This is a genomic window from Nocardioides sp. GCM10027114 (assembly GCF_042659625.1).
Lineage (GTDB): Bacteria > Actinomycetota > Actinomycetes > Propionibacteriales > Nocardioidaceae > Nocardioides.
The window spans coordinates 163,504-185,785 of sequence record NZ_JBHSSS010000029.1; the positions used below are offsets into that span (position 1 = coordinate 163,504).

23 protein-coding genes and 2 tRNA genes are annotated in these 22,282 nt (G+C 72.3%); 19 read left to right on the forward strand and 6 right to left on the reverse strand.

What is annotated here, in order from left to right; all coding sequences use genetic code 11:
* Positions 1-95 precede the first annotated feature (95 nt).
* From ACFP2E_RS17550 to ACFP2E_RS17600, 11 genes are all read left to right on the forward strand, one after another.
* On the forward strand, positions 96-905 hold the full coding sequence (locus ACFP2E_RS17550; protein ID WP_378524364.1) for a fumarylacetoacetate hydrolase family protein: 810 nt from the start codon (positions 96-98) through the stop codon (positions 903-905).
* Between the two features lie 23 nt (positions 906-928).
* Entirely contained in the window at positions 929-2,386 is a 1,458-nt protein-coding gene (gene gltX / locus ACFP2E_RS17555; RefSeq protein ID WP_378524468.1) for a glutamate--tRNA ligase, read from the forward strand.
* Positions 2,383-3,447, forward strand: coding sequence for a type II CAAX prenyl endopeptidase Rce1 family protein (locus ACFP2E_RS17560; RefSeq protein ID WP_378524363.1), 1,065 nt, complete (start codon positions 2,383-2,385; stop codon positions 3,445-3,447). Before gltX ends, ACFP2E_RS17560 begins: the two co-directional genes overlap by 4 nt.
* Before the next feature lie 46 nt (positions 3,448-3,493).
* Positions 3,494-3,565, forward strand: a tRNA-Gln gene (locus ACFP2E_RS17565).
* A gap of 102 nt (positions 3,566-3,667) precedes the next feature.
* A tRNA-Glu gene (locus tag ACFP2E_RS17570) sits at positions 3,668-3,740 on the forward strand.
* Between the two features lie 345 nt (positions 3,741-4,085).
* Complete coding sequence (locus ACFP2E_RS17575; protein WP_378524362.1) at positions 4,086-4,940, forward strand: ABC transporter substrate-binding protein; 855 nt, start codon at positions 4,086-4,088, stop codon at positions 4,938-4,940.
* Between the two features lie 52 nt (positions 4,941-4,992).
* Entirely contained in the window at positions 4,993-5,778 is a 786-nt protein-coding gene (locus ACFP2E_RS17580; RefSeq protein ID WP_378524361.1) for an amino acid ABC transporter permease, read from the forward strand.
* A gap of 3 nt (positions 5,779-5,781) precedes the next feature.
* Complete coding sequence (locus tag ACFP2E_RS17585; protein ID WP_378524360.1) at positions 5,782-6,564, forward strand: amino acid ABC transporter ATP-binding protein; 783 nt, start codon at positions 5,782-5,784, stop codon at positions 6,562-6,564.
* A 113-nt stretch (positions 6,565-6,677) separates the two neighbouring features.
* Positions 6,678-8,210: an Ada metal-binding domain-containing protein gene (locus ACFP2E_RS17590; protein WP_378524359.1), complete on the forward strand. Its 1,533-nt coding sequence runs from the start codon at positions 6,678-6,680 to the stop codon at positions 8,208-8,210.
* Between the two features lie 2 nt (positions 8,211-8,212).
* Positions 8,213-8,695 (forward strand): methylated-DNA--[protein]-cysteine S-methyltransferase, encoded by a 483-nt coding sequence (locus ACFP2E_RS17595; RefSeq protein WP_378524358.1) that lies wholly within the window; start codon positions 8,213-8,215, stop codon positions 8,693-8,695.
* Between the two features lie 8 nt (positions 8,696-8,703).
* Positions 8,704-9,321, forward strand: a complete 618-nt coding sequence (locus tag ACFP2E_RS17600; RefSeq protein ID WP_378524357.1) for a histone deacetylase — start codon at positions 8,704-8,706, stop codon at positions 9,319-9,321.
* Between the two features lie 29 nt (positions 9,322-9,350).
* Here ACFP2E_RS17600 and ACFP2E_RS17605 read toward each other — a convergent pair whose 3' ends face one another.
* Entirely contained in the window at positions 9,351-10,076 is a 726-nt protein-coding gene (locus ACFP2E_RS17605) for an IclR family transcriptional regulator (protein WP_378524356.1), read from the reverse strand.
* 111 nt (positions 10,077-10,187) lie between these two features.
* On the opposite strand from ACFP2E_RS17605, the gene leuC reads away from it, so the two are divergent.
* The 3 genes from leuC (at position 10,188) to ACFP2E_RS17620 (ending at position 13,124) form a co-directional block, all read left to right on the forward strand.
* Positions 10,188-11,609: a 3-isopropylmalate dehydratase large subunit gene (gene leuC, locus ACFP2E_RS17610; RefSeq protein WP_378524355.1), complete on the forward strand. Its 1,422-nt coding sequence runs from the start codon at positions 10,188-10,190 to the stop codon at positions 11,607-11,609.
* 3 nt (positions 11,610-11,612) lie between these two features.
* Positions 11,613-12,212 (forward strand): 3-isopropylmalate dehydratase small subunit, encoded by a 600-nt coding sequence (leuD, locus tag ACFP2E_RS17615; RefSeq protein WP_378524354.1) that lies wholly within the window; start codon positions 11,613-11,615, stop codon positions 12,210-12,212.
* Positions 12,213-12,452: 240 nt separating this feature from the next.
* The gene (locus ACFP2E_RS17620; protein WP_378524353.1) at positions 12,453-13,124 is read left to right on the forward strand and encodes an HU family DNA-binding protein; all 672 of its coding nucleotides are present in this window, start codon (positions 12,453-12,455) and stop codon (positions 13,122-13,124) included.
* Between the two features lie 21 nt (positions 13,125-13,145).
* Here ACFP2E_RS17620 and cofC read toward each other — a convergent pair whose 3' ends face one another.
* Positions 13,146-13,790 carry a 2-phospho-L-lactate guanylyltransferase gene (gene cofC, locus ACFP2E_RS17625; protein ID WP_378524352.1) on the reverse strand — a complete coding sequence of 215 codons (645 nt, stop codon included), beginning with the start codon at positions 13,788-13,790 and terminating at the stop codon, positions 13,146-13,148.
* Between the two features lie 142 nt (positions 13,791-13,932).
* On the opposite strand from cofC, the gene ACFP2E_RS17630 reads away from it, so the two are divergent.
* Complete coding sequence (locus tag ACFP2E_RS17630; protein WP_378524351.1) at positions 13,933-14,703, forward strand: lysophospholipid acyltransferase family protein; 771 nt, start codon at positions 13,933-13,935, stop codon at positions 14,701-14,703.
* The gene (locus ACFP2E_RS17635) at positions 14,703-15,704 is read left to right on the forward strand and encodes an NAD(P)H-dependent glycerol-3-phosphate dehydrogenase (RefSeq protein ID WP_378524350.1); all 1,002 of its coding nucleotides are present in this window, start codon (positions 14,703-14,705) and stop codon (positions 15,702-15,704) included. The genes ACFP2E_RS17630 and ACFP2E_RS17635 overlap by 1 nt, the downstream gene beginning before the upstream one ends.
* A 201-nt stretch (positions 15,705-15,905) precedes the next feature.
* Here the strand turns inward: ACFP2E_RS17635 and ACFP2E_RS17640 are convergent, their stop codons facing one another.
* Complete coding sequence (locus ACFP2E_RS17640; protein ID WP_378524349.1) at positions 15,906-17,009, reverse strand: trans-sulfuration enzyme family protein; 1,104 nt, start codon at positions 17,007-17,009, stop codon at positions 15,906-15,908.
* Positions 17,010-17,064: 55 nt separating this feature from the next.
* On the opposite strand from ACFP2E_RS17640, the gene ACFP2E_RS17645 reads away from it, so the two are divergent.
* Positions 17,065-18,222, forward strand: a complete 1,158-nt coding sequence (locus tag ACFP2E_RS17645) for a D-alanine--D-alanine ligase family protein (protein ID WP_378524348.1) — start codon at positions 17,065-17,067, stop codon at positions 18,220-18,222.
* Between the two features lie 39 nt (positions 18,223-18,261).
* Here the strand turns inward: ACFP2E_RS17645 and ACFP2E_RS17650 are convergent, their stop codons facing one another.
* Both ACFP2E_RS17650 and ACFP2E_RS17655 read right to left on the reverse strand, forming a co-directional pair.
* Entirely contained in the window at positions 18,262-18,669 is a 408-nt protein-coding gene (locus ACFP2E_RS17650) for a DUF3515 family protein (RefSeq protein ID WP_378524347.1), read from the reverse strand.
* Positions 18,670-18,761: 92 nt separating this feature from the next.
* Complete coding sequence (locus tag ACFP2E_RS17655; RefSeq protein WP_135080071.1) at positions 18,762-18,998, reverse strand: Lrp/AsnC family transcriptional regulator; 237 nt, start codon at positions 18,996-18,998, stop codon at positions 18,762-18,764.
* Between the two features lie 116 nt (positions 18,999-19,114).
* On the opposite strand from ACFP2E_RS17655, the gene ACFP2E_RS17660 reads away from it, so the two are divergent.
* Positions 19,115-20,071 (forward strand): thiamine-phosphate kinase, encoded by a 957-nt coding sequence (locus tag ACFP2E_RS17660; protein WP_378524346.1) that lies wholly within the window; start codon positions 19,115-19,117, stop codon positions 20,069-20,071.
* Positions 20,072-20,171: 100 nt separating this feature from the next.
* Here the strand turns inward: ACFP2E_RS17660 and rpmB are convergent, their stop codons facing one another.
* Positions 20,172-20,357: a 50S ribosomal protein L28 gene (gene rpmB, locus ACFP2E_RS17665; RefSeq protein WP_378524345.1), complete on the reverse strand. Its 186-nt coding sequence runs from the start codon at positions 20,355-20,357 to the stop codon at positions 20,172-20,174.
* A gap of 253 nt (positions 20,358-20,610) precedes the next feature.
* On the opposite strand from rpmB, the gene ACFP2E_RS17670 reads away from it, so the two are divergent.
* On the forward strand, positions 20,611-22,266 hold the full coding sequence (locus tag ACFP2E_RS17670; RefSeq protein ID WP_378524344.1) for a DAK2 domain-containing protein: 1,656 nt from the start codon (positions 20,611-20,613) through the stop codon (positions 22,264-22,266).
* Positions 22,267-22,282 lie beyond the last annotated feature (16 nt).

A 22,282-nucleotide genomic window follows, 5' to 3' on the forward strand; every position in this document is an offset into this window, starting at 1 on the left:
AACCGGGCGCACCCCCGGTGACCGAACGGCGGTCGAGCCCGTCGAGACCCCGACGATTCGGCCCGCGGCTGCGCGGCCCCGATAGGCTCGCGGGCGTGCGCATCGCAAGGTTCACCACCGGAGAAGACCCCCAGTACGGCGTCGTGACGGGCGAGATCGACGAGTACGGGCAGCCCGCCGACGACAGCGTCGTCGTGACGCTGGCCGGCGACCCCCTCTACGTCGGCATCAAGCTCCTCGAGGAGGAGCACAAGCTGTCGGACGTGCGGCTGCTCGCCCCGGTGCTGCCGCGGAGCAAGGTGGTCGGCGTCGGCCGCAACTACGCCTCCCACGCCCGGGAGCTGGGCAACGAGGTCCCGCCGGAGCCGATGCTCTTCCTCAAGCCCAACACCAGCGTCGTCGGCCCGGGCGACCCGATCTGGTACCCGAAGCAGACCGAGGACCTCCACTTCGAGGGCGAGCTCGGCGTCGTGATCGGCCGGATCTGCCGCGACGTCCCGCCGGACCAGGCCACCGACGTCATCCACGGCTACACGATCGGCAACGACGTCACCGCCCGAGACCTGCAGCGCTCCGACGTCCAGTTCACCCGGGCCAAGGGCTTCGACTCGTTCTGCCCGCTCGGGCCCTGGATCGAGACCGACCTCGACCCCCAGTACTTCGCCGACGGCGTCAAGATCCAGACGCACCTCAACGGCGACCTCAAGCAGGACGGCGACACCAGGGACATGATGTTCGACATCCCGACCCTGGTCTCGCACGTCTCGAGCGTGATGACGCTCCTCCCGGGCGACGTCATCCTCACCGGCACCCCTGCGGGTGTCGGTCCCATGGAAGTCGGCGACGAGGTCGAGGTCTCGATCGCCGGCATCGGCACTCTCACGAACAAGGTGGCAACCCGTTGAGCAACACCCCCGTCCGCGTCCGCATGGCCCCGTCGCCGACCGGCTCCCCGCACGTCGGCCTGGTGCGCACGGCCCTCTTCAACTGGGCCTTCGCACGCCACGCGGCGCGCAACGGCCAGGACGCGACCTTCGTGCTGCGGATCGAGGACACCGACAAGGAGCGCTCCACCGAGGAGTCCTACGCCGCGATCCTCGACCTGTTCCGCTGGATGGGCCTCGACTGGGACGAGGGCGTCGAGGTGGGCGGCCCCCACGGCCCCTACCGGCAGTCCGAGCGCGGTGACCTCTACCGCGACGTGCTCGCCAGGCTCGCGGAGTCGTCGTACACCTACGACTGCTTCTGCACCAACGAGGAGGTCGACGCGCGCCGCAAGGCCTCGGGCTCCAAGGTCATGGGGTACGACGGCTTCTGCCGCGACCTGACCGCGGAGCAGCGTGCCGCCTTCGAGGCAGACGGCCGCAAGCCGCTGGTGCGGTTCCGGATGCCCGAGGGCTCGATCACCTGGGACGACCTGGTCCGCGGCGAGGTCACCTTCGAGACCGCGCACGTGCCCGACTACGCGCTGTGCCGCGCCAACGGCGACCCGCTCTACACGCTCACCGCGCCCGTCGACGACGCGACCATGCGGATCAGCCACGTGCTGCGCGGCGAGGACCTGCTCTCCTCGACCCCGCGCCAGATCGCGCTCTTCGACGCGCTGAAGGCGATCGGCGTCGCCGAGGAGACCCCGGCCTACGGCCACCTGCCCTACGTGATGGGGGAGGGCAACAAGAAGCTCTCCAAGCGCGACCCGCAGGCGCACGCGCTGGCCTACCGCGACCAGGGCTTCCTCCCCGAGGGGCTGCTCAACTACCTCGCGCTGCTGGGCTGGGCGATCGCCGCCGACCGCGACGTCTTCACGCTCGACGAGATGGTCGACGCCTTCGACCTGCGCGACGTCAACCCGAACCCGGCGCGCTTCGACCTGAAGAAGGCCGAGGCGATCAACTCGTCCCACATGCGGATGCTCAGCGTCGAGCAGGTCACCGAGCGGGTGCTGCCGTTCCTGCAGGCCGAGGGCGTGGTCTCCGACCCGGTCACCGACACGGAGCACACCATGCTCGACCAGGCGATGCCGCTGGTCGCCGAGCGGATCAACAAGCTCGCCGAGGCGCCCGCGATGCTCGGCTTCCTCTTCGTCGACGAGGCGGCGTTCACCCGCGACGAGGCCGACGTGGCGAAGCTCCTCACCGAGGACGGGCTGGCCGTGGTCAAGGCCTCCCACGACGCGCTGGCCGACCTGCCGGAGTGGACGACGCAGGCGATCCAGGACGCGCTCCAGGCGACGCTGGTCGACGGCATGGGGCTGAAGCCGCGCAACGCGTTCGGCCCGGTGCGGGTGGCGATCACCGGCCGCCGGGTCTCGCCGCCGCTGTTCGAGTCGATGGAGCTGCTCGGCCGGGAGCGCAGCCTGGCCCGGCTGCAGAGCGCGCTGGCATGAGCGGCCACCAGCCCCCGCCGTACGGCGGTGCGCAGCCCCCCACCTGGGGCGGCTCGCCGCCGCCGTACGGCGCGGGCTGGCCGCCCCCGGGCGTGCCGCAGGCGCCGATGCCCGCCCGGGAGCCGGCGCCGCCGCTGGAGTACCACCGGATCCTGCTCGCCGGCCGCCGGGGCTGGTGGCGGCCGGTCCTCGGCATGCTGGTGCTCGGCTTCGGCTGGTACCTCGTGGCGCCCTTCGTCGTCCTCGGGCCGTTCGTCGCCTGGCAGGTCTGGAGCGGGGAGGAGCTCGGCACGGGCCTGACCGGCCTCGTCGACACCCGCAACCCGTCGCCGGCCACCTTGGCGTTCCTGCTGGTGACGCTGTCGACGGCCATCCCCATCTGCTGGTTCATCATCCGCGTCATCCACGGGTTGAAGCCCCGGTGGCTGTCGTCGGTGAGGCCGCGGCTGCGGTGGCGGTTCCTGCTCATCTGCTTCGCTGTGTCGTTCGCGACACTCTTCATGTCCCTGCTGCTGGGGGCGCTGCTCCCCGGCGAAGCGGTCGGCGGCGAGATCGCGGAGCCGAACCCCTGGAGCAGCACGCTCCGCGACTTCGTGCTCGTCGTGGTGTTCCTCACGCCGCTGCAGGCGGCGGCGGAGGAGTACGCCTTCCGGGGCTACCTCGCGCAGGCGTTCGGCGGCCTGCTGAACAGCCGGGTGGCCGCGGTGGTGGGTCCGGCGTTGCTCTTCGCCCTGGCCCACGGCATCGGCCAGAGCCTGCCGATCTTCTTCGACCGGTTCGCGTTCGGGCTCGTCGCCGGCGTGCTGGTGCTCGCCACGGGCGGCCTCGAGGCGGCGATCGCGATGCACGTCCTCAACAACTGGCTGGCCTTCGGCCTCGCCGTCGCCTTCTTCGACCTGGGGGACGCGCTGAACCCGACCGGCGGCAGCTGGTGGGACATCCTCGTGACGGTCTTCAAGTCCGTCACCTACCTCGCGCTGGCCCTCTGGGTGGCCCGCTCGATGGGGCTCGACCGACGCACCAGTCCGGCCGTTTTGGAGGCCTCCAGAGGTCGCGTGTAAGGTTCCATCCCGGTTCGACCGCAGCAGCGGAAGGGCCCGTAGCCATTGGGATATGGTGTAATTGGCAGCACGACTGATTCTGGTTCAGTTAGTCTAGGTTCGAGTCCTAGTATCCCAGCGAGTCCCGGTCGGAAGGCCGGGATTTGGTGCGAAACAGAGAGATCCACTAGTGTTTCGCTCCGCCGCCGGAAGTCCGGAAGGACTCTCTGGCACAGGCAATGCCCCCGTTGTGTAGCGGCCTAGCACGCCGCCCTCTCAAGGCGGTAGCGCCGGTTCGAATCCGGTCGGGGGTACACCACACGAAGGCCCGCTCCAGCAGGAGCGGGCCTTCGTCGTTCCCGGGCCCCGGTGCTCCCCGGGCCCGGTGTTCGCGTGTCGTGCTCATCGAATGTCCGCATCCCACGCCAGGGTGACGCCATGCCAGTGACGATCCATGAGGCCGGGCTCGCCCCGACCGCGTCCCGGAGCAGGCGGGAGCTCCGCGAGCCGGCAGCAGACTGAGCACCCGCGTGCTTGCGGGTGCGCCCGGGGCACTGCAGCAGCGCGATCGTGACCGAACCGTGGCCCACGACCCGGCTTTGTGACACCTTTGTGACCCTTCTTTGCGCCCTCCATCCGTTTGGGGGAGGGTGGAATGCATGAACGACGTACGCACGCAGACCAGCACCGCCCCGTCCGCTGTCCGGACGCCGCGCAGACGACTCCACCGCTGGGGAGCCCTCGTGGCGGCGGTCGCGCTCACGGCGTCGGCCTGCGGCGGCGACAACGGCGACACCGCTGCCGACGGCGGCGACGGCGACCTGGGCCTGATCCAGAGCGGGACCCTCACCGTCTGCTCCGACGTGCCCTACCCGCCGTTCGACACCCGCGACGGTGACACCTACACCGGCTTCGACGGCGACCTGATCAACGAGATCGCCAGCCGCCTCGAGCTCGACGTCAGCCTGCGCGACCAGGCCTTCGAGGGCCTGCAGAGTGGTCTCGCCCTCAACTCGCAGCAGTGCGACCTCGTCTCCGCCGCGATGACCATCACCGAGGAGCGCGAGCAGAACCTCGACTTCTCCGAGGGCTACTACGACTCCAAGCAGTCGCTGCTCGTCCCCGAGGACTCCGACATCGAGTCCATCGAGGACCTCGACGGCGTCCAGGTCGCGGTCCAGCAGGGCACCACCGGCAAGACCTACGCCGAGGAGAACGCCCCCGAGGGCGCCGAGCTGGTGACCTTCCCGAGCGACGGCGAGATGTACACCGCGATCAAGGCCGGCCAGATCGGCGCGATCCTGCAGGACCTGCCGGTGAACCTCTCCCACGAGCAGGACGGCGGGTTCAAGGTCGTCGAGACCTACGACACCGGTGAGCAGTACGGCTTCGGCTTCCGCGAGGAGGGCTCCGACGCGCTCCAGGAGGCCGTCAACGGCGCGCTGCAGGACATGCGCGACGACGGCACGTACGACGAGATCTACAACAAGTATTTCGCGACGGACGCGGAGTGATGACCGACAGTCGGGGGGCGGCTGACGCCGCCCACGCGGGCGGGGGTGTGCGGTGAAGCGCACCACCCGCAAGAAGGTCAACCAGGGCGTCCTCTACGCCATCCTGCTGCTCGCGCTGCTCGCGCTCGTCCTGAGCGCCGACTGGGCGGCGATGCGGACGAACTTCCTCAACCGCGACGTGCTCGAGGCGCTCTGGCCGGAGATCGTCACCGTGGCCGCGCGCAACACGGTGGTCTACACGGCCATCGCCTTCACCGGCGGACTGGTGCTGGCGCTGCTGCTGGCGCTGATGAAGCTCTCGCCCGTGGCGCCGTACCGCTGGATCGCGACGGCGTACATCGAGTTCTTCCGTGGCCTGCCGGCGATCGTCGTCATCCTCGCCTTCGGGTTCGCGGTGCCGATCGCCTTCGGCTGGCGGCCGCCGTTCTTCCCGATCGGCGCCGGACTGATCGCGCTGATCGTGGTCTCGGCGGCCTACATGGCCGAGACCATCCGCGCCGGCATCCAGGCGGTGCCGAAGGGGCAGACGGAGGCCGCCCGCTCGCTGGGCATGAGCGGCTTCTGGACGACGCGCTCGATCATCCTGCCGCAAGCGTTCCGGATCGTCATCCCGCCGCTGACCAACGAGCTGGTGATCCTCATCAAGGACACCTCGCTGCTCTTCGTCATCGGCGCCACGGCCACCCAGGTCGAGCTGACGACGTTCGCCCGCGACTCGCTCACCGAGAGCGGCAACGCGTCCGGCCTGCTGGCCGCCGCGGTCTTCTACCTGATCATCACGCTCCCGCTGACGCGCCTCGTCGCGTACATGGAGCGCCGGACCATGAAGGCGAGGTGACCGATGTCCACCGCACCTGAGCACCACGCCGGACGCATCCCCGGCGGGCGCGAGGACGTCCCCGCCATCGACGTGCAGCAGCTGCACAAGTACTTCGGTGACAACCAGGTGCTGACCGGCATCGACTTCCACGTCGACGCCGGCCAGGTCGTCTGTGTGATCGGCCCGTCCGGGTCCGGCAAGTCCACCCTGCTGCGCTGCGTGAACATGCTCGAGATCCCGACCAGCGGCAAGGTCCTCGTCGAGGGCATCGACGTGACCGACCCCGAGACCGACCTCGACGCCGTGCGCGCCAAGATCGGCATGGTCTTCCAGCAGTTCAACCTCTTCCCGCACATCGACGTGCTCGGCAACCTGACGATCGCGCAGCGCCGGGTGCTGAAGCGGAGCAAGGAGGAGGCCGTCGAGATCGCGCGGACCAACCTCGAGAAGGTCGGCCTCGCCGACCGCGAGGACGCCTACCCGGCGCACCTGTCGGGCGGGCAACAGCAGCGGATCGCGATCGCCCGGGCGCTCTCCATGGACCCGGACATGATGCTCTTCGACGAGCCGACCTCGGCGCTCGACCCCGAGCTCGTCGGCGACGTGCTCGCGGTCATGAAGGACCTCGCGTCCGACGGCATGACCATGATGGTCGTCACCCACGAGATGGGCTTCGCCCGCGAGGTGGGCGACAAGCTGGTCTTCATGGACGGCGGCGTCATCGTCGAGGAGGGCGACCCGGCGACGGTCCTCTCCGACCCGCAGGAGGAGCGCACCCAGTCGTTCCTCTCGAAGGTCCTCTGACGCATCTCGTCACCACCCGCGTCACCCACGGTCGCGGTCGACCCTCCCGGGTCGGCCGCGGCCGTGTCCGATTCCCGCCAGAGCCTCGCCGGGTGAGGGATGATGATGGGGACATGTCCCCGAACCCCGCCCTCGACCGCGAGGCCTGCTACCGCGCCGTGAAGGCGCGCGACCGGCGCTTCGACGGCGTCTTCTACACCGGGGTGCGCACCACCGGCATCTACTGCCGGCCCTCGTGCCCCGCGAGGACCCCGGCGCTCGCCAACGTGGCGTTCCACCCGACGGCGGCCTCGGCCCAGGCGGCCGGGTTCCGGGCGTGCAAGCGGTGCCTGCCCGACGCGGTGCCGGGCAGCCCCGACTGGGACGTCGCAGCCGACGCCGCAGGCCGCGCGATGCGCCTCATCGCCGACGGGGTCGTCGACCGCGAGGGGGTCGAGGGCCTCGCCGCCCACGTCGGCTACACCCCGCGTCACCTCACCCGGCTGCTGGCCGGCGAGCTCGGCGCCGGGCCGCTTGCGCTGGCCCGGGCCCGCCGGGCGCAGACCGCCCGCGTGCTCATCGAGACCACCGACCTGACCTTCGCCGACGTCGCCTTCGCCGCCGGCTTCTCCAGCGTCCGGCAGTTCAACGACACCGTCCGCGAGGTGTACGACGCCACCCCGACCCAGCTGCGCAGCCGGCGCCCCGCCGGCCCTGTCAGCGCTGTCGGCGCCGCGGCCAGTGCGGCCGGGACGGCGGCGGGCGAGCTGACGCTGCGGCTCGCGGTGCGCACGCCGTTCGCCGGCCGCGCCCTCCACGCCTTCCTCGCCGCGCACGCGGTCCCCGGTATCGAGGAGGCCACCGATGACGGCTGGGCCCAGGTGCTCGCCCTCCCGCACGGGCCCGGGACCGTCCGGCTGCGGCTCGCTGACCTCGCTGCCGCGGAGGACTCGACCGCGGGTGGCACGGCGCAGGTGCCCGCGACGTTCCGGCTGACCGACCTGCGCGACGTGGGCGCCGCCGTCGAGCGCGTCCGCCGGCTGCTCGACGCCGACTGTGATCCGGTGGCCGTCGCCGACGCCTTCGTCGGCGACCCGGTGGTCGGCCCGCTGGTGCGGGCTCGGCCCGGCCTGCGGGTCCCGGGCCACCCCGACGGCCACGAGCTGGCGATCCGCACCGTCATCGGCCAGCAGGTCAGCGTCGCCGGCGCGCGGACCGTCACCGCCCGGATCGTGCGCGAGCACGGCCGCCCGCTGCCGTCGCCGGACGGCACGCTCACGCATGCGTTTCCCGATGCCGCCACCCTTGCCGCCGCCGACCCGGAGAGCCTGCCGATGCCGCGGGCACGGGGCCGGGCGCTGGTGGGCCTGGCCGCGGCGCTCGCCGACGGGCGGGTCCGGCTCGACCGCGGCGCCGACCGCGACGAGGTCCGGCGCCGGATGCTCGAGCTGCCCGGGATCGGGCCGTGGACGGCCGACTACGTCGCGATGCGCGCGCTGGGACACCCCGACGTCTTCCTGCCCACCGACCTGGGGGTCCGCGCGGCCGTGCGCGGCCTCGGCCACGACCCCGACGCGGTGGGCAGCCTGGCCGCCGGCTGGACCCCGTGGCGCTCCTACGCCCTGCTGCACCTGTGGCACACCCTCGACGTCCTGAAGGAGAACTGACCATGTGGACCGTCATCGACAGCCCCGTCGGCGAGCTGCGCATCGTCGAGCACGGCGGCGCGATCACCCACATCGACTTCGCGCCGTTCCGCGACCCCGCGGACGGCCGGCCCCGCGGGGAGCGGCGCGACGACGAGCCGGTGCTCGCGCGCGCGGCCGAGCAGCTCGCCTCCTACTTCGCGCGGGACCTGAAGGAGTTCGACCTCCCGGTCGCACCGCAGGGCAGCGACTTCCAGAAGCGGGTGTGGCAGCAGCTGATGACGATCGGCTACGGCGAGACCGCGTCGTACGGCGAGATCGCGCTGCGGCTCGGTATGACCAGCGCGGCCTCGCGCGCGGTGGGACTCGCCAACGGCCGCAACCCCATCCCGATCGTCGTGCCCTGCCACCGGGTTATCGGCGCCAACGGCACCCTCACCGGCTACGCCGGCGGGCTGGAGCGCAAGCAGGTCCTGCTCGAGCTCGAGCAGGACGCCCTGTTCTGAGGGACGACGTGGAGCAGGTCTGGTACGCCGGGTACGGGTCGAACCTCGACCCGGTCCGGTTCCGCTGCTACCTCGAGGGCGGTCGCCCCCCGGGGGCGCGGCGGACCTACCCCGGGACGCGGGACGGCCGCCCGGCGCGCGCCCAGGTGCCGTACCGGCTGCGGGGGAGCCTGGTCTTCGCCGGGGTGTCCACTGCCTGGGGCGGTGGCCTGGCGCTGCTCGACCACCGGGGCGACGAGGTGGTGCTGTGCCGGGCCTACCTGCTCACCCGGCGTGAGCTGGTCGACGTGCTGGAGCAGGAGATGCGGCGCGAGCCCGGGTCCGACCACGACCTCGCGCCGGCCCTTGCGCCGGACGCAGAGGGGAGCTGCCACGTGGTCGGGCCGGGACGCTACGAGACGGTCCATCGCGTGGGGGAGCTCGGCGGCCACCCCGTCGTGACGCTCGGCTGCGACGACGTCCGGGCCCACGCACCACGACCGCCGGCGCCGGCGTACCTCGCGACCATCGCCCGGGGCCTGCGGGTCACCCACGGCCTCTCCGTCGCGGACGTGGTCGACTATCTCGCCCGCTGCCGCGGCATCGCCGGCCACCTCACCAGGGCCGAGCTGCGCGACCTGCTGTGAGCCGGCTCAGGGCCGGCGACCGACTCGGGTCAGTCGGCAGCGGCGGCCCGGCGCAGCGACTCGGAGAGCCGCTCGGCGGCGGCCATCACGGCTGGGGCGTGCATCCGGCCGGGCTGGCGCGAGAGCCGCTCGAGCGGGCCCGACACCGAGACCGCCGCGATGATCTTGCCGCCGGGGGAGCGGACCGGCGCGGACACCGACGCCACGCCCTGCTCGCGCTCGCCGACGGACTGCGCCCAGCCCCGCTTGCGGATGCCGGACAGTGCGGCGGCGGAGAAGGCGGCGTTCTGCAGCCCACGCTGGATGCGCTCGGGGTCCTCCCAGGCCAGCAGCACCTGCGCGGCGGAGCCGGCGCTCATCGTCAGCTGCGAGCCGACCGGGATCGTGTCGCGCAGGCCCGAGGGGCGCTCGGCGGCGGCGACGCAGATGCGGTGGTCGCCCTGTCGGCGCCACAGCTGGGCGGACTCGCCGGTGATGTCGCGCAGCCGGGCGAGCACCGGGCCGGCGGTCGCGAGGAGGCGGTCCTCGCCGGCCGCGGCCGACAGCTCCGCCAGCCGGGGACCGAGCACGAAGCGGCCCTGCATGTCGCGGGCCACGAGACGGTGGTGCTCGAGGGCGACGGCCAGCCGGTGGGCAGTGGGGCGAGCGAGCCCCGTGCCGGCGACCAGACCGGCGAGCGTGGCCGGCCCCGACTCGAGCGCGGTGAGAACCAGGGCTGCCTTGTCGAGCACCCCGACGCCGCTTGTGGTGTCCATAATGCAATACTGCCGTCTCACAAACTGGGATGCAAGTCGTACGCTGCATCTCGTGGCCCGACGGGACCCCGTCGGCCGGCCAATGTGCCAGAGCAGTGAGGGAGTGAAGCAATGGGCAAGACCCTGGCCGAGAAGGTCTGGGACCAGCACGTCGTCCGTTCGGTCGCGGGCGAGCCGGACCTGCTCTACATCGACCTCCACCTCATTCACGAGGTGACGTCGCCGCAGGCCTTCGACGGGCTGCGCCTCGCCGGCCGCAAGGTGCGCCGGCCCGACCTCACCCTCGCGACCGAGGACCACAACGTCCCGACCGTCGACTGGGACAAGCCGATCGCCGACCCCGTCTCCCGCACCCAGGTCGAGACGCTGCGGAAGAACGCCGAGGAGTTCGGCGTCCGGCTGCACCCGCTGGGTGACATCGAGCAGGGCATCGTGCACGTCGTCGGCCCGCAGCTCGGGCTCACGCAGCCCGGCATGACCATCGTGTGCGGCGACAGCCACACCAGCACCCACGGCGCCTTCGGCGCGATCGCGTTCGGCATCGGCACCTCCGAGGTCGAGCACGTGCTCGCCACCCAGACGCTGCCGCAGTCGAAGCCGAAGACCATGGCGGTCACCGTCAACGGCACCCTGCCCGAGGGTGTCACCGCCAAGGACCTCGTGCTCACGCTGATCGCGCACACCGGCACCGGCGGTGGGCAGGGCTACATCGTCGAGTACCGCGGCCAGGCCATCGAGGAGCTGTCGATGGAGGGCCGGATGACGGTCTGCAACATGTCCATCGAGTGGGGCGCCAAGGCAGGCCTGATCGCGCCCGACGAGACGACCTTCGACTACATCCGCGGCCGTCGCCACGCGCCGCAGGGCGCGGCGTGGGACGCCGCCGTCGAGCACTGGCGCTCGCTCGTCACCGACGACGACGCCGAGTTCGACAAGGAGATCGTGCTCGACGCGAGCACGATGACCCCCTTCGTCACCTGGGGCACCAATCCGGGCCAGGGTGTGCCGCTGGGCGCCGAGGTCCCCTCGCCCGAGGACTTCGACCACGACCAGGACCGCATCGCCGCCGAGAAGGCGCTGCAGTACATGGGTCTCGAGGCGGGCACCCCGATGCGCGACATCAAGGTGGACACCGTCTTCGTCGGCTCCTGCACCAACGGTCGCATCGAGGACCTGCGTGCCGCCGCCGAGATCATCAAGGGACGCCACGTCGCCAAGGACACCCGGCTGCTCGTCGTCCCGGGCTCGGTCCGGGTCCGGCTGCAGGCCGAGGAGGAGGGCCTGGACGTCGTCTTCAAGGAGGCCGGCGGCGAGTGGCGCGGGGCCGGCTGCTCGATGTGCCTGGGCATGAACCCCGACCAGCTGCAGCCCGGCGAGCGCAGCGCCTCCACGTCCAACCGCAACTTCGAGGGCCGGCAGGGCGTCGGTGGACGCACCCACCTGGTCTCCGTGCCGGTGGCAGCGGCGACCGCCGTGCGCGGCACCCTGTCCTCGCCCGCCGACCTCGAGCCCGTCGTCACCCAGGAGGCCTGAGCCATGGAGAAGTTCACCAGCCACACCGGTGTCGGCGTCCCGCTGCGGCGCAGCAACGTCGACACCGACCAGATCATCCCGGCGTCCTACCTCAAGCGGGTCACGCGAACCGGTTTCGAGGACGGGCTCTTCGCCGCGTGGCGCAAGGACCCCGACTTCGTGCTGAACAAGCCGGAGTACGCCGCCGGCTCGGTGCTCGTCGCCGGTCCCGACTTCGGCACCGGCTCGTCACGTGAGCACGCCGTGTGGGCGCTGCAGAACTACGGCTTCAAGGCCGTGCTGTCGCCGCGCTTCGCCGACATCTTCCGGGGGAACGCCGGCAAGGCCGGCCTCGTTGCGGCCCAGGTCGACGAGAAGGTCGTGCAGCGGATCTGGGAGCTGCTCGAAGCCGAGCCAGGCACCGCCGTCACGGTCGACCTCGAGAACCGCACGGTCCGCGCCGGCGAGGGTGACGGCGCGGTCGAGGACTCCTTCGACATCGACGACTACACCCGGTGGCGGCTGCTCGAGGGCCTCGACGACATCGGCATCACGCTCGCGCACGACGCCGACATCGCGGCGTACGAGGCGACGAGGCCGGAGTGGAAGCCCTCGACGCTCTGAAAGCCCCGTCGTTGAGCGGAATTGCAAGGAATCCCCTTAGAAATAAGGGGATTCCTTCATTTAGGACCTCGGCGCAATTGCCGGAACCCGCGTCTTTGCTGGACATCGGGGCGTCCGGACCTCGGAAAAAAGGCGCAGGAAATGCGGCGTGGCGATTGTGACCACGGCCACGAATACCTAGCGTGCGTAGGGAAAAGTCGAGCACGGGCTCGGCGCACGAGTTCATTGGAAGGGAAGCTAGTGAACAAGTCTCAGCTGATCGACACGCTGGCTGCGCGCTTCGAGGGGAACCGCAAGGCTGCCGCGCACGCGCTCGAGTCCGTCCTGGACACGATCACCCGCGAGGTCGCCAAGGGGGAGAAGGTCGCCATCACGGGCTTCGGCTCGTTCGAGAAGCGGGTCCGCGCTGCGCGCTGGGTCCGCAACCCGCAGACCGGCGAGCGGGTGAAGGCCAAGAAGACCGCGGTGCCGAAGTTCAGCGCCGGCCAGGACCTCAAGAACGTCGTCTCCGGGGCCAAGAAGCTCCCGAAGCTGACGCTGGCCGCCAGCGGCACCGCCGCCAAGACCGCCGCGAGCGCTGCCAAGAAGGCCACGACCAAGTCGGCCCCCGCCAAGAAGACCACGGCCTCGAAGTCGACGACCGCGAAGAAGGCGCCGGCCAAGAAGACCTCGACGGCCAAGTCGACGACCGCGAAGAAGGCGCCGGCCAAGAAGAGCACGGCCACGAAGTCGACGACCGCGAAGAAGGCGCCGGCCAAGAAGACCTCGACGGCGAAGTCGACGACCGCGAAGAAGGCTCCTGCGAAGAAGGCGCCGGCCAAGAAGACGGCGGCCGCCAAGAAGGCGCCGGCCAAGAAGACCACCACGGCCAAGAAGTCCACCGCCAAGAAGGCGCCGGCCAAGAAGTCCTGAACCACACGTAGCGAGGGTGGGTCACCGACCGGTGACCCACCCTCGCTGCATGTTGCGGAGATGGCTCTGCGGTCCGAGGCCGAGCCGGTGCGCCTCCTCGAGGTCCTCGAGGTCGTCCACGTCGCGCCGCAGCGACGCCAGATCTCCCGCTGTGTCGTCCCGGATCTCCACCGCACCCAGCGCCAGGTGCTGCGTCCGGGAGTCGGGTCCGAAGGCCGGCCGGAACGCGCCGAGGTCGGCCACGTAGCAGGTGGTGCCGGTGGCCTCGGCGTCCGCGACGAACGCCTGGGCGTGGCTGCTCGCGCGGCGCAGCGCCAGCGCGAGGTCGGCGGGCCGCAGCGCGGGCAGGTCGGCGCAGACGGCCGCCACCCGGCTCACCGGCCAGCGGCGGGCCGCCTCCACGGCTGCCTGCACGAGGGTGCCGTTCAGGTCGTCCGCGACCCCGTCCGGCAGCACGGCGCACCCCATGGCGGCGAGTCGACGGGCGAAGCCCGCGTCGTCGGTCACCGCCATCACGTGGTCCACCCCGTCCGTCGCGAGGCAGGCCGCGACGGTGTCGAGGGCGAACGCCTCCGCGAGGTCGCGGCGTACGCCGTCCGGGAGCCCGCGCAGCCGTGTCTTGCCGGCCGCCGGTGGCTTGGCGGGCACGAGCACGACGTGGGACATGCCCCGATCCTGTCAGCCGGTCCCGGTGGCCGCGCACACGCGTCGAGGCGTGGGCCCCCGCCCGGGACGCGGAGCGATAGCCTGCATCCGACGCAGGGTGCGTCCCCGGCGGGCAGCGCCGGACGATCCACGAAGGACGAGAGTGACGGTTCGCAGGCACCAGCAGAAGCGGGGCTGGGCGTTCTCCGTCGCCGTCCCGATCCTGAAGCCCCTGCTGCTCGCGGCGACCAGGCGCACCTGGATCGACGGGGACCGGATCCCGGAGCAGGGTGGCTGCGTCCTGGTCTTCAACCACATCTCCCACGTCGACCCGCTGCTGGCGGCTCACATCGTCTACGACCACGGTCGGCTGCCCCGCTACCTCGCCAAGTCGGGACTCTTCCGCAACCGGGCCCTCGGAGGCTTCCTCACCGCCGCCGGCCAGATCCCGGTGGAGCGGATGACCCGAAGTGCCGTCGGGGCCTACGACGCGGCGGTCGAGGCGGTCCGGCGGGGCGAGTGCGTCGTCGTCTACCCGGAGGGAACGCTGACCCGGGACCCCGGCATGTGGCCGATGAAGGGCAAGAGCGGCGCCGCCCGCATCGCCCTCGAGACGGGGTGCCCGGTCATCCCCATCGGGCAGTGGGGGGCCCAGGACGTGCTGCCACCGTACTCCGCGAGGCTCAGGGTCGTGCCGCGGCACGAGGTCCTGATGAAGGTCGGCGACCCGGTCGACCTCGCCGACCTGCTGACCCAGCCGCGGACGGCCGAGGTGGTCCACGAGGCCACCGACCGGATCATGGTCGCGCTGACCGCCCTGGTCGCCGACCTGAGGGGCGAGACCCCTCCCGCCGAGCGGTTCGACCCCCGCAAGATGGGGGTGCGGGAGATCGGCAACCCGAAGCAGGACAAGCGCAGGAAGAAGGGGCAGTGATGGGAAAGGTGGCGGTCTTCAGCGCCGGCTCGTGGGGGACGGCGTTCTCGATCGTGCTGGCCGACGCCGGCAACGACGTGACGCTGTGGGCCCGACGGCCGGAGCTCGCCGAGGCCATCGCGGAGCGGCACCAGAACCCGGACTACCAGCCGGGCATCGAGCTGCCTCAGTCCGTGACCGGCACGTCCGACGTGGAGAAGGCGCTGCACGGCGCCGACATGGTCGTACTGGCTACGCCCTCGCAGACGCTGCGCCAGAACCTCACCGAGTGGGCGCCCTTCATCGAGAAGGACGCCGTCCTCGTCTCGCTGATGAAGGGCGTCGAGCTCGGCACCCTGGACCGGATGAGCGAGGTCATCGCCGAGGTGACCGGGGCCGGCCCGGAGCGGATCGCCGTGGTCAGCGGACCCAACCTGTCGCGCGAGATCGCCCGGCGAGAGCCGGCCGCCTCGGTGGTGGCCTGCGCCGACGAGGACGTCGCGCGGATGATCCAGAAGCGCACCCACTCCGCGGCGTTCCGGCCCTACACCAGTGTCGACGTGCTCGGCTGCGAGCTCGGGGGCGCCTACAAGAACGTCGTGGGGCTCGCCGTCGGCATGGCGGTCGGCCTCGGCTTCGGCGACAACACCACGGCCTCGGTGATCACCCGTGGTCTCGCCGAGACCGCCCGCCTCGCCACGAAGCTGGGCGCCAACCCGCTGACGCTGATGGGCCTCGCGGGGCTCGGCGACCTCGTGGCCACCTGCTCCTCGCCGCTGTCGCGCAACCGCTCGTTCGGCGAGAAGCTCGGGCAGGGGATGACGACCGAGGAGATCTACGCCTCGACCAACCAGGTCGCCGAGGGCGCCAAGTCGTGCTCCTCGCTCCTCGCCCTCGCCCAGCGCAACGGCGTGGACGCCCCGATCGCCGAGCACGTCGACGCGGTCGTCGCCGGCCGGATGACCGCGCAGCAGATGATGGACTCCTTCATCTCCCGCACCACCAAGGCAGAGACTGACTGATGAGCCGGCACGGTCCCACCGAGGAACGAGGTGGGACCGTCAGCCGGCCAGGTTGAGCAAGCGACGTGACCGAGGGACGAGGTCGCGCGAGCGGGTCGAAACCCGGTGACGGACGCAGGGCAGTGGGAACCGCCCTGCGCACCTCGCGGGGTTTCGAGGCTCAGGCCCCTAGCGGGCCTTCGCACCTCAACCACCGGTGCCTCAGGTGAGCGTGTCGAGCGCGCGCTCGAGGTCGGCCCACAGGTCCTCGACGTCCTCGATCCCGACGGACATCCGGACCAGCGCGTCGGGGATCGTCGGCGCCTCGGTCTTCCAGCGGCGACGGCGCTCGAAGGTCGACTCCACGCCACCGAGGGACGTGGCGTGCACCCACAGGCGGGTCTTGTGCACCAGCAGGTCGGCCGCCATGGCGCCCTGCGCGAGCACGATCGAGACGATCCCACCGAAGCCGGGGTAGCGGACCTCCCCGACCGCCGGGTGGCCGGCGAGCCGGCGGGCGAGCTCGGTGGCGTTGGCCTGGGCCCGCTCCACACGCAGGTGCAGGGTGCGCAGGCCGCGCAGCGCGAGCCACGCCTCGAGCGTCCCGGGGACGGCGCCGAGCAGGTCGCGGCGGCCCTTGAGCACGCCGTACAGCTCCTCGTCGCGGGTCACCAGTGCCCCGAGCAGGGCGTCGCTGTGGCCGGCGAGGTACTTCGTCGCGGAGTGGACGACGAGGTCCACGTCGTCCTCCAGCGGGCGCTGCAGCAGCGGGGTGGCGAAAGTGTTGTCCACGACCACGTAGGCGCCGGCGTCGTGCGCGGCGGCCCGGATGGTGGGGATGTCGGCCACCTCGAGCGCGGGGTTGGTGGGCGACTCGAGCCACACCAGGGCGGCGTCGGCGCACGCCTTCACGACCGCCTCGGTGTCGGTGATGTCGACCAGCGACGCGCGCAGCCGACCGCGCGCCTCGAGGTCGGCGAGCTGCAGCACCGTCCCGTTGTAGGCGTGCCGCGGCGCAACCACGACGGCGTCCTGGCCCACCAGGTCGAGCACCGTCGCCACGGTCGCCAGGCCGGAGGAGAACGCCAGCGCGCGGCCACCCTCGAGGGCGCCGAGCGCGTGCTCGAACGCCGTCCAGGTCGGGTTGCCGTAGCGGCCGTACTCGAGGTCCCCGCCGGCGACGTACGTCGACGCCATCGTCAGCGGCGTGTTCAGCGGCGCGTCGGGCTGGTGCTCGGGCCGGCCGGCGGTGACGGCGAGCGTGGCCGGGGCCAGCCGGGGGCCGCTCCCGGCGGCGGGGGAGAGGGCGCGTGTGTCCTCGGTCATGCGACGACCCTACGGTCGCGGGCCACCCGCCCCGCGGCCGGTAGGGTCGCCTGCGATGAACGAGAGCCCAGCAGTGCCCGCAGCCGAGTCCGCCGGCGGGGCCCGCAAGCCCCGCGTCGCCGTTGTCTTCGGCGGCCGCTCCAGCGAGCACGCCATCTCCTGCGTGACCGCCGGCAGCGTGCTGCGGGCCATCGACCGCGACAAGTACGACGTGGTGCCGGTGGGCATCGCCCGCGACGGCCGGTGGGTGCTCGAGTCCGGTGACCCCGAGCGGCTGCGGATCGGCGCCGGCCCCGACGCGCTGCCCAGCGTCGACGAGACCCGGGCCCTGGTGACGCTGTCGCGCGACGGCTCCTCGACCGACCTCGTCGTCACGGACCCCTCGGCACCGCCGCAGACGCTCGGCGAGGTCGACGTCGTCTTCCCGCTGCTCCACGGCCCGTGGGGCGAGGACGGCACCATCCAGGGGATGCTCGAGATGGCCGGCGTCCGGTACGTCGGCGCCGGCGTCCTGGCCTCCGCCGTCGGGATGGACAAGGCGTTCATGAAGGTCGTGCTCAAGGAGGCCGGCCTGCCGGTGCTGCCCTGGGTGACGATCACGACCCGCGACTGGGAGCGGGACCCGCAGGCGTGCCGCGACCGCGCGGCCGAGCTCGGCTACCCGCTGTTCGTGAAGCCGGCCCGGGGCGGGTCGAGCTTCGGCATCTCCAAGGCCCACGACGCCACCGAGCTCGACGCGTGCCTCGAGGAGGCCCACCGCCACGACCCGAAGGCGCTGCTCGAGGTCTCCGCCGAGGGCGGTCGCGAGGTCGAGTGCGGCGTGCTGCAGGCGCTCGACGGCACCGCCGAGACCAGCCTGCCCGCCGAGCTCCGGGTCGGCGGGGACCATGAGTTCTACGACTTCGCCGCGAAGTACCTGCCCGGCGAGCACACCGAGATCGACGTCCCGGCCGACCTGCCCGACGAGGTGGTCGCCGAGCTGCGCGCGATGGCGGGCCGCGCGTTCGAGGTGGTCGGCTGCGAGGGCCTCGCCCGGGTCGACTTCTTCTACATGCCCGACGGGTCGCTCGTGGTCAACGAGATCAACACGATGCCGGGCTTCACGCCGACGTCGATGTACCCGCAGATGTGGGCGGCATCGGGGCTCGACTACCCGGCCCTGGTCGACCGGCTGATCCAGCTGGCGCTGCAGCGCGGCACCGGGCTGCGCTGACCCCGTCGACCTCGCGGCGACCCCTGGCCGACGCGCAGGTCAGGCGCAGGGGTCGACCAGCTCGAGGTGCTCCTCGACGACGGCCGCCAGCCCAGCGGTCACCGAGGCGACCCCCTCGGGCTGGCGGTCGGAGGGGATCTCGACGCGCACCGTCGGCTCGTAGCCGGCCGCGGTGACGGTCGCCGGCGCCTCGGGGTCCGACTCGTCCTCGGACTCCACGAACCAGCCGACGCCGTTGGCCTCCAGGCACGGCGCGAACTGATCGAGGTCGGGCCGCGGGACACCGCAGGTGAGGACGATCGCCGGGTCGCCCCAGGCGGCCGCGGCCGCGTCCGGGGGCTCGACCTCCCGCCGGTCCTGGCCCGCGAGGGTCCCCGGCAGGTCGTCGAGCAGTGCCCGGCACGCGGCCGCGTCGGCTCCCGCGACCTCGGGCGCGTCCACCGCCACCGGGCCGCCGCAGCCCGTCAGGGCGAGGAGCAGCCCGGACGCGACGACGCCCCGGCACCGTGCGGGACCGGGGCGTCGACGGACGAGCGCGTTCAGATGTGCACCACGGGGCAGGTGAGGGTGCGGGTGATGCCGTCGAGGTTCTGGACCTTCGAGACCACCAGCTTGCCGAGCTCGTCGACGTTGCGGGCCTCCGCGCGCACGATCACGTCGTAGGGGCCGGTGACGTCCTCGGCGAGCGTCACACCCTTGACCTGGGCGATCTCGCGGGCGACCTCGGCGGCCTTGCCGACGTCGGTCTGGATCAGGATGTACGCCTGGACGACCATCGTGCGCTCCTCGCATGTCACGGGACTTGTGTCGCGGCAAACCTACCGTCTCCCCGACACACGCCGATAGGTGCCCGACGCGTGGGTGCGTCGCCGGGGTCTGGTGGGATGACGCCATGGCCTTCCCCCCTGACGCCACCTTGTCCGACGCCGGCGAGTTCGGGCTGATCGACGCCCTCACCGAGGTCTTCGGCCAGGGCGAGCACGTGCTGGTGGGCCCCGGCGACGACGCCGCCGTGCTGCGGGTGCGCACCGGCCACGTCGTGGTGTCGACCGACCTCATGGTCGAGGGGCGCCACTTCCGCCGGGACTGGGCGTCGGCGGAGGACGTCGGCCACCGCGCTGCGGCGCAGAACCTCTCGGACGTCAACGCGATGGGCGGCCGGGCGACCTCCCTCACCATCGGGCTGGCCGCGCCGGCGGACCTGCCCGTCCAGTGGGCCCTCGACTTCGCCCGCGGCTTCGCCGACGAGTGCGCCCTGGTCGGCGCGAGCGTCGTCGGGGGGGACCTGACCCGGGCCGACGAGATCGTGATCGCGGTGACGGTGCTCGGCTCGTGCACGGTCGCGCCGGTGCTGCGCTCCGGGGCGCGGCCCGGCGACGTCGTGGCGCTCCACGGCCGGCAGGGCTGGGCAGCGGGCGGCCTCGCGGTCCTCGGCCGCGGCTTCCGGTCACCCCGCGTGCTCGTCGACGCCTACCGGCGCCCCGCTCCGCCGTACGACGCAGGCGTGGCGGCCGCCGAGGCCGGGGCGACGGCGATGATCGACGTCTCCGACGGCCTCGTGGCCGACGCGGGGCACATCGCCCACGACTCGGGCGTCGCCGTCGACATCCGGCGCGACGCCTTCGCGATCCCCGAACCGCTGACGGCGGTCGGCGCGGCGCTGGGCGCGGACCCGCTCCAGTTCATCCTGGGCGGCGGCGACGACCACGCGCTGCTGGCGACGTTCCCCGGGGGCTCGGAGGGGGCGGTCCCGGAGGGCTGGACGGTCGTCGGGTCGGTCGCGGAGGGGAGCGGGGTCACCGTCGACGGCGCGGCGTACGACGGCCCGACGGGGTGGACCCACTTCTGAGCGAGGGCGAACCGGGCAGGTCAGGCCGGCCCGGACATGCAGAAGGCCCCCGCGAGCGTCGAGCGCTCCGGGGGCCTTCCAGCCAAGTGTGAGGCTGTGGTCAGCGGCTGACCTTGCCGGCCTTGAGGCAGCCGGTGCAGACGTTGAGCCGCTTCGGGGTGCCGTTGACGGTCGCCCGCACGCGCTGGATGTTGGGGTTGAAGCGACGCTTCGTAATCTTGCGCGACCACGGCCGGTTGTGACCGAAGCCCGGCTTCTTGGCGCAGATGTCACAGACGGCAGCCACCGTGAACTCCTGAAGATCGATGTGCAACGAAAAGGGCCCGCTCGCGGGCAACCGCCCAAGAGTATCCGATGCCCTGCGGGCGTTGCGAATCGTCGCCCCGGGCGCACGGACCACCCCGAGCGGCCACCCGGGCGACGCCCCGGTCACCGACCGGAGGCACTCCCCGCGGACCACGCACTAGCCTATGGCACCACGCCGGGGGGTACGTGCTCGCCGGCGGCGACCCAGCAGGCAGCCGACCACGAGGGCAGGGATGGAAGCACCTCCGAGCGGGACCATCGAGCTCGACACCGTGCTGCGCTTCGTCGACGTCGCCGTCGACGCCCTGGCGGGAGCCCGCGAGGAGATCGACGCCCTCAACGTCTACCCCGTGCCCGACGGCGACACCGGCACGAACATGTACCTCACCGTGTCCGCCGCTCGCGACGCCGTGAGCGAGGCCGCGGGGGACGATCCCGAGGCGTCGTTCGGCCCGACGCTCAGCACGCTCGCCCGTGGAGCGCTCCTCGGTGCCCGGGGCAACAGCGGCGTGATCTTCAGCCAGATGCTCGGTGCCATCGCGCACCGGCTCGCGGCCCGGAGCCCGGAGGAGCGCAACGCCGACGTGATCGCGCAGGCGCTGTCCGAGGCCACCCGGGCCAGCTACGCCGCCGTGGGGGAGCCGGTCGAGGGCACCATCCTCACCGTCGCCCGCGCCGCCAGCGAGGCCGCCGAGCGGTGCGCGGCGGAGGAGCGGTCGCGTGCCCGCGACGTGATCGCGGCGGCGGCGGCCGCGGCCCGTGAGGCGCTGGCCAGGACGCCCGAGCAGCTCGCCGTGCTGCGCGATGCCGGCGTCGTCGACGCGGGCGGACGCGGGCTGAGCGTGGTGCTCGACGCGGCCGAGACCGTGCTGACCGGGCGTCGCCCGCCGCCGGTGCGCACGACGATCGGCCAGCCGCGGATCCCGGTCCCTGCCCTGGCCGACGGGCTCACCGACGACCTCACGCCGGAAGGTCCGGCGTACGAGGTGATGTACCTCCTCGACTCCGACGACGAGCGGGTCGCGGTGCTGCGCGGCGAGCTGGCGCCGCTCGGGGACTCGCTGGTCATCGTCGGCGGCGAGGGCCTCTACAACGTCCACGTCCACGTCGACGACGTCGGCGCCGCGATCGAGGCGGGGATCCGCGCCGGCCGTCCGCACCGGGTCCGGGTCACCCACTTCGCCGAGCAGGTCGCCGCCCAGCGGCAGCGCACCGCCCGACGCCGCGGACGACGGATCGTGGTCGTCGCGGCCGGCCCCGGCCTCGCCTCGTTGTTCGCCGGGTCGGGGGCCGTGGTGGTCGAGGCGGCGCTGGGCCACCGCCCCTCGACGGGAGAGCTGCTGGAGGCGATCACCTCGTGCGGCGCCGAGGAGGTCGTGGTGCTGCCCAACGACCCCGACTCGGTGAAGGTCGCGGAGGTGGCCGCGCGCACCGCCGAGAGCGACGAGGGCGTGACCGTGGCCGTGATCCCGACGCAGGCGCAGGTGCAGGGCCTTGCGGCGGTGGCGGTCCACGAGCCGGGGCGGAGCTTCGAGCACGACGTCCTGGAGATGACCGCGACGGCCCGTCACGCCCGGCACGGCGCCGTCACGGTCGCAGCGAAGCGCGCCATCACCATGGCCGGCCCCTGTGAGCCCGGTGACGTCCTGGGTGTCATTGCGGGCGACTTCGCCGTGATCGGCGACGACCTCGAGACGGTTGCCGCGGACGTGCTCGAGCGGCTGCTGGCCGGCGGCGGCGAGCTGGTCACGATCGTGTCCGGACAGGAAGACACCGACGGCCTGGCCGCGCGCTGCGCCGCGCTGGTGGAGGAGCGCCACCCGCATGTCGACGTCGTGGTGTACGACGGAGGGCAGGAGCGGTACCCACTTCTGGTGTCCGTCGAGTGAGCCCACGACCCCACGA

Bases quoted from the DNA above. Each gene is read 5' to 3' on its own strand.
- ACFP2E_RS17605 (WP_378524356.1), bottom strand. From the start codon at position 10,076: ATGGACACCACAAGCGGCGTCGGGGTGCTCGACAAGGCAGCCCTGGTT.
- cofC (WP_378524352.1), bottom strand. From the start codon at position 13,790: ATGTCCCACGTCGTGCTCGTGCCCGCCAAGCCACCGGCGGCCGGCAAG.
- leuD (WP_378524354.1), top strand. From the start codon at position 11,613: ATGGAGAAGTTCACCAGCCACACCGGTGTCGGCGTCCCGCTGCGGCGC.
- ACFP2E_RS17585 (WP_378524360.1), top strand. From the start codon at position 5,782: ATGTCCACCGCACCTGAGCACCACGCCGGACGCATCCCCGGCGGGCGC.
- ACFP2E_RS17575 (WP_378524362.1), top strand. From the start codon at position 4,086: ATGAACGACGTACGCACGCAGACCAGCACCGCCCCGTCCGCTGTCCGG.
- ACFP2E_RS17640 (WP_378524349.1), bottom strand. From the start codon at position 17,009: ATGACCGAGGACACACGCGCCCTCTCCCCCGCCGCCGGGAGCGGCCCC.
- ACFP2E_RS17660 (WP_378524346.1), top strand. From the start codon at position 19,115: ATGGCCTTCCCCCCTGACGCCACCTTGTCCGACGCCGGCGAGTTCGGG.
- ACFP2E_RS17595 (WP_378524358.1), top strand. From the start codon at position 8,213: ATGTGGACCGTCATCGACAGCCCCGTCGGCGAGCTGCGCATCGTCGAG.
- ACFP2E_RS17670 (WP_378524344.1), top strand. From the start codon at position 20,611: ATGGAAGCACCTCCGAGCGGGACCATCGAGCTCGACACCGTGCTGCGC.
- ACFP2E_RS17655 (WP_135080071.1), bottom strand. From the start codon at position 18,998: ATGGTCGTCCAGGCGTACATCCTGATCCAGACCGACGTCGGCAAGGCC.
- ACFP2E_RS17590 (WP_378524359.1), top strand. From the start codon at position 6,678: ATGTCCCCGAACCCCGCCCTCGACCGCGAGGCCTGCTACCGCGCCGTG.
- leuC (WP_378524355.1), top strand. From the start codon at position 10,188: ATGGGCAAGACCCTGGCCGAGAAGGTCTGGGACCAGCACGTCGTCCGT.
- ACFP2E_RS17645 (WP_378524348.1), top strand. From the start codon at position 17,065: ATGAACGAGAGCCCAGCAGTGCCCGCAGCCGAGTCCGCCGGCGGGGCC.
- ACFP2E_RS17635 (WP_378524350.1), top strand. From the start codon at position 14,703: ATGGGAAAGGTGGCGGTCTTCAGCGCCGGCTCGTGGGGGACGGCGTTC.
- gltX (WP_378524468.1), top strand. From the start codon at position 929: ATGGCCCCGTCGCCGACCGGCTCCCCGCACGTCGGCCTGGTGCGCACG.
- ACFP2E_RS17560 (WP_378524363.1), top strand. From the start codon at position 2,383: ATGAGCGGCCACCAGCCCCCGCCGTACGGCGGTGCGCAGCCCCCCACC.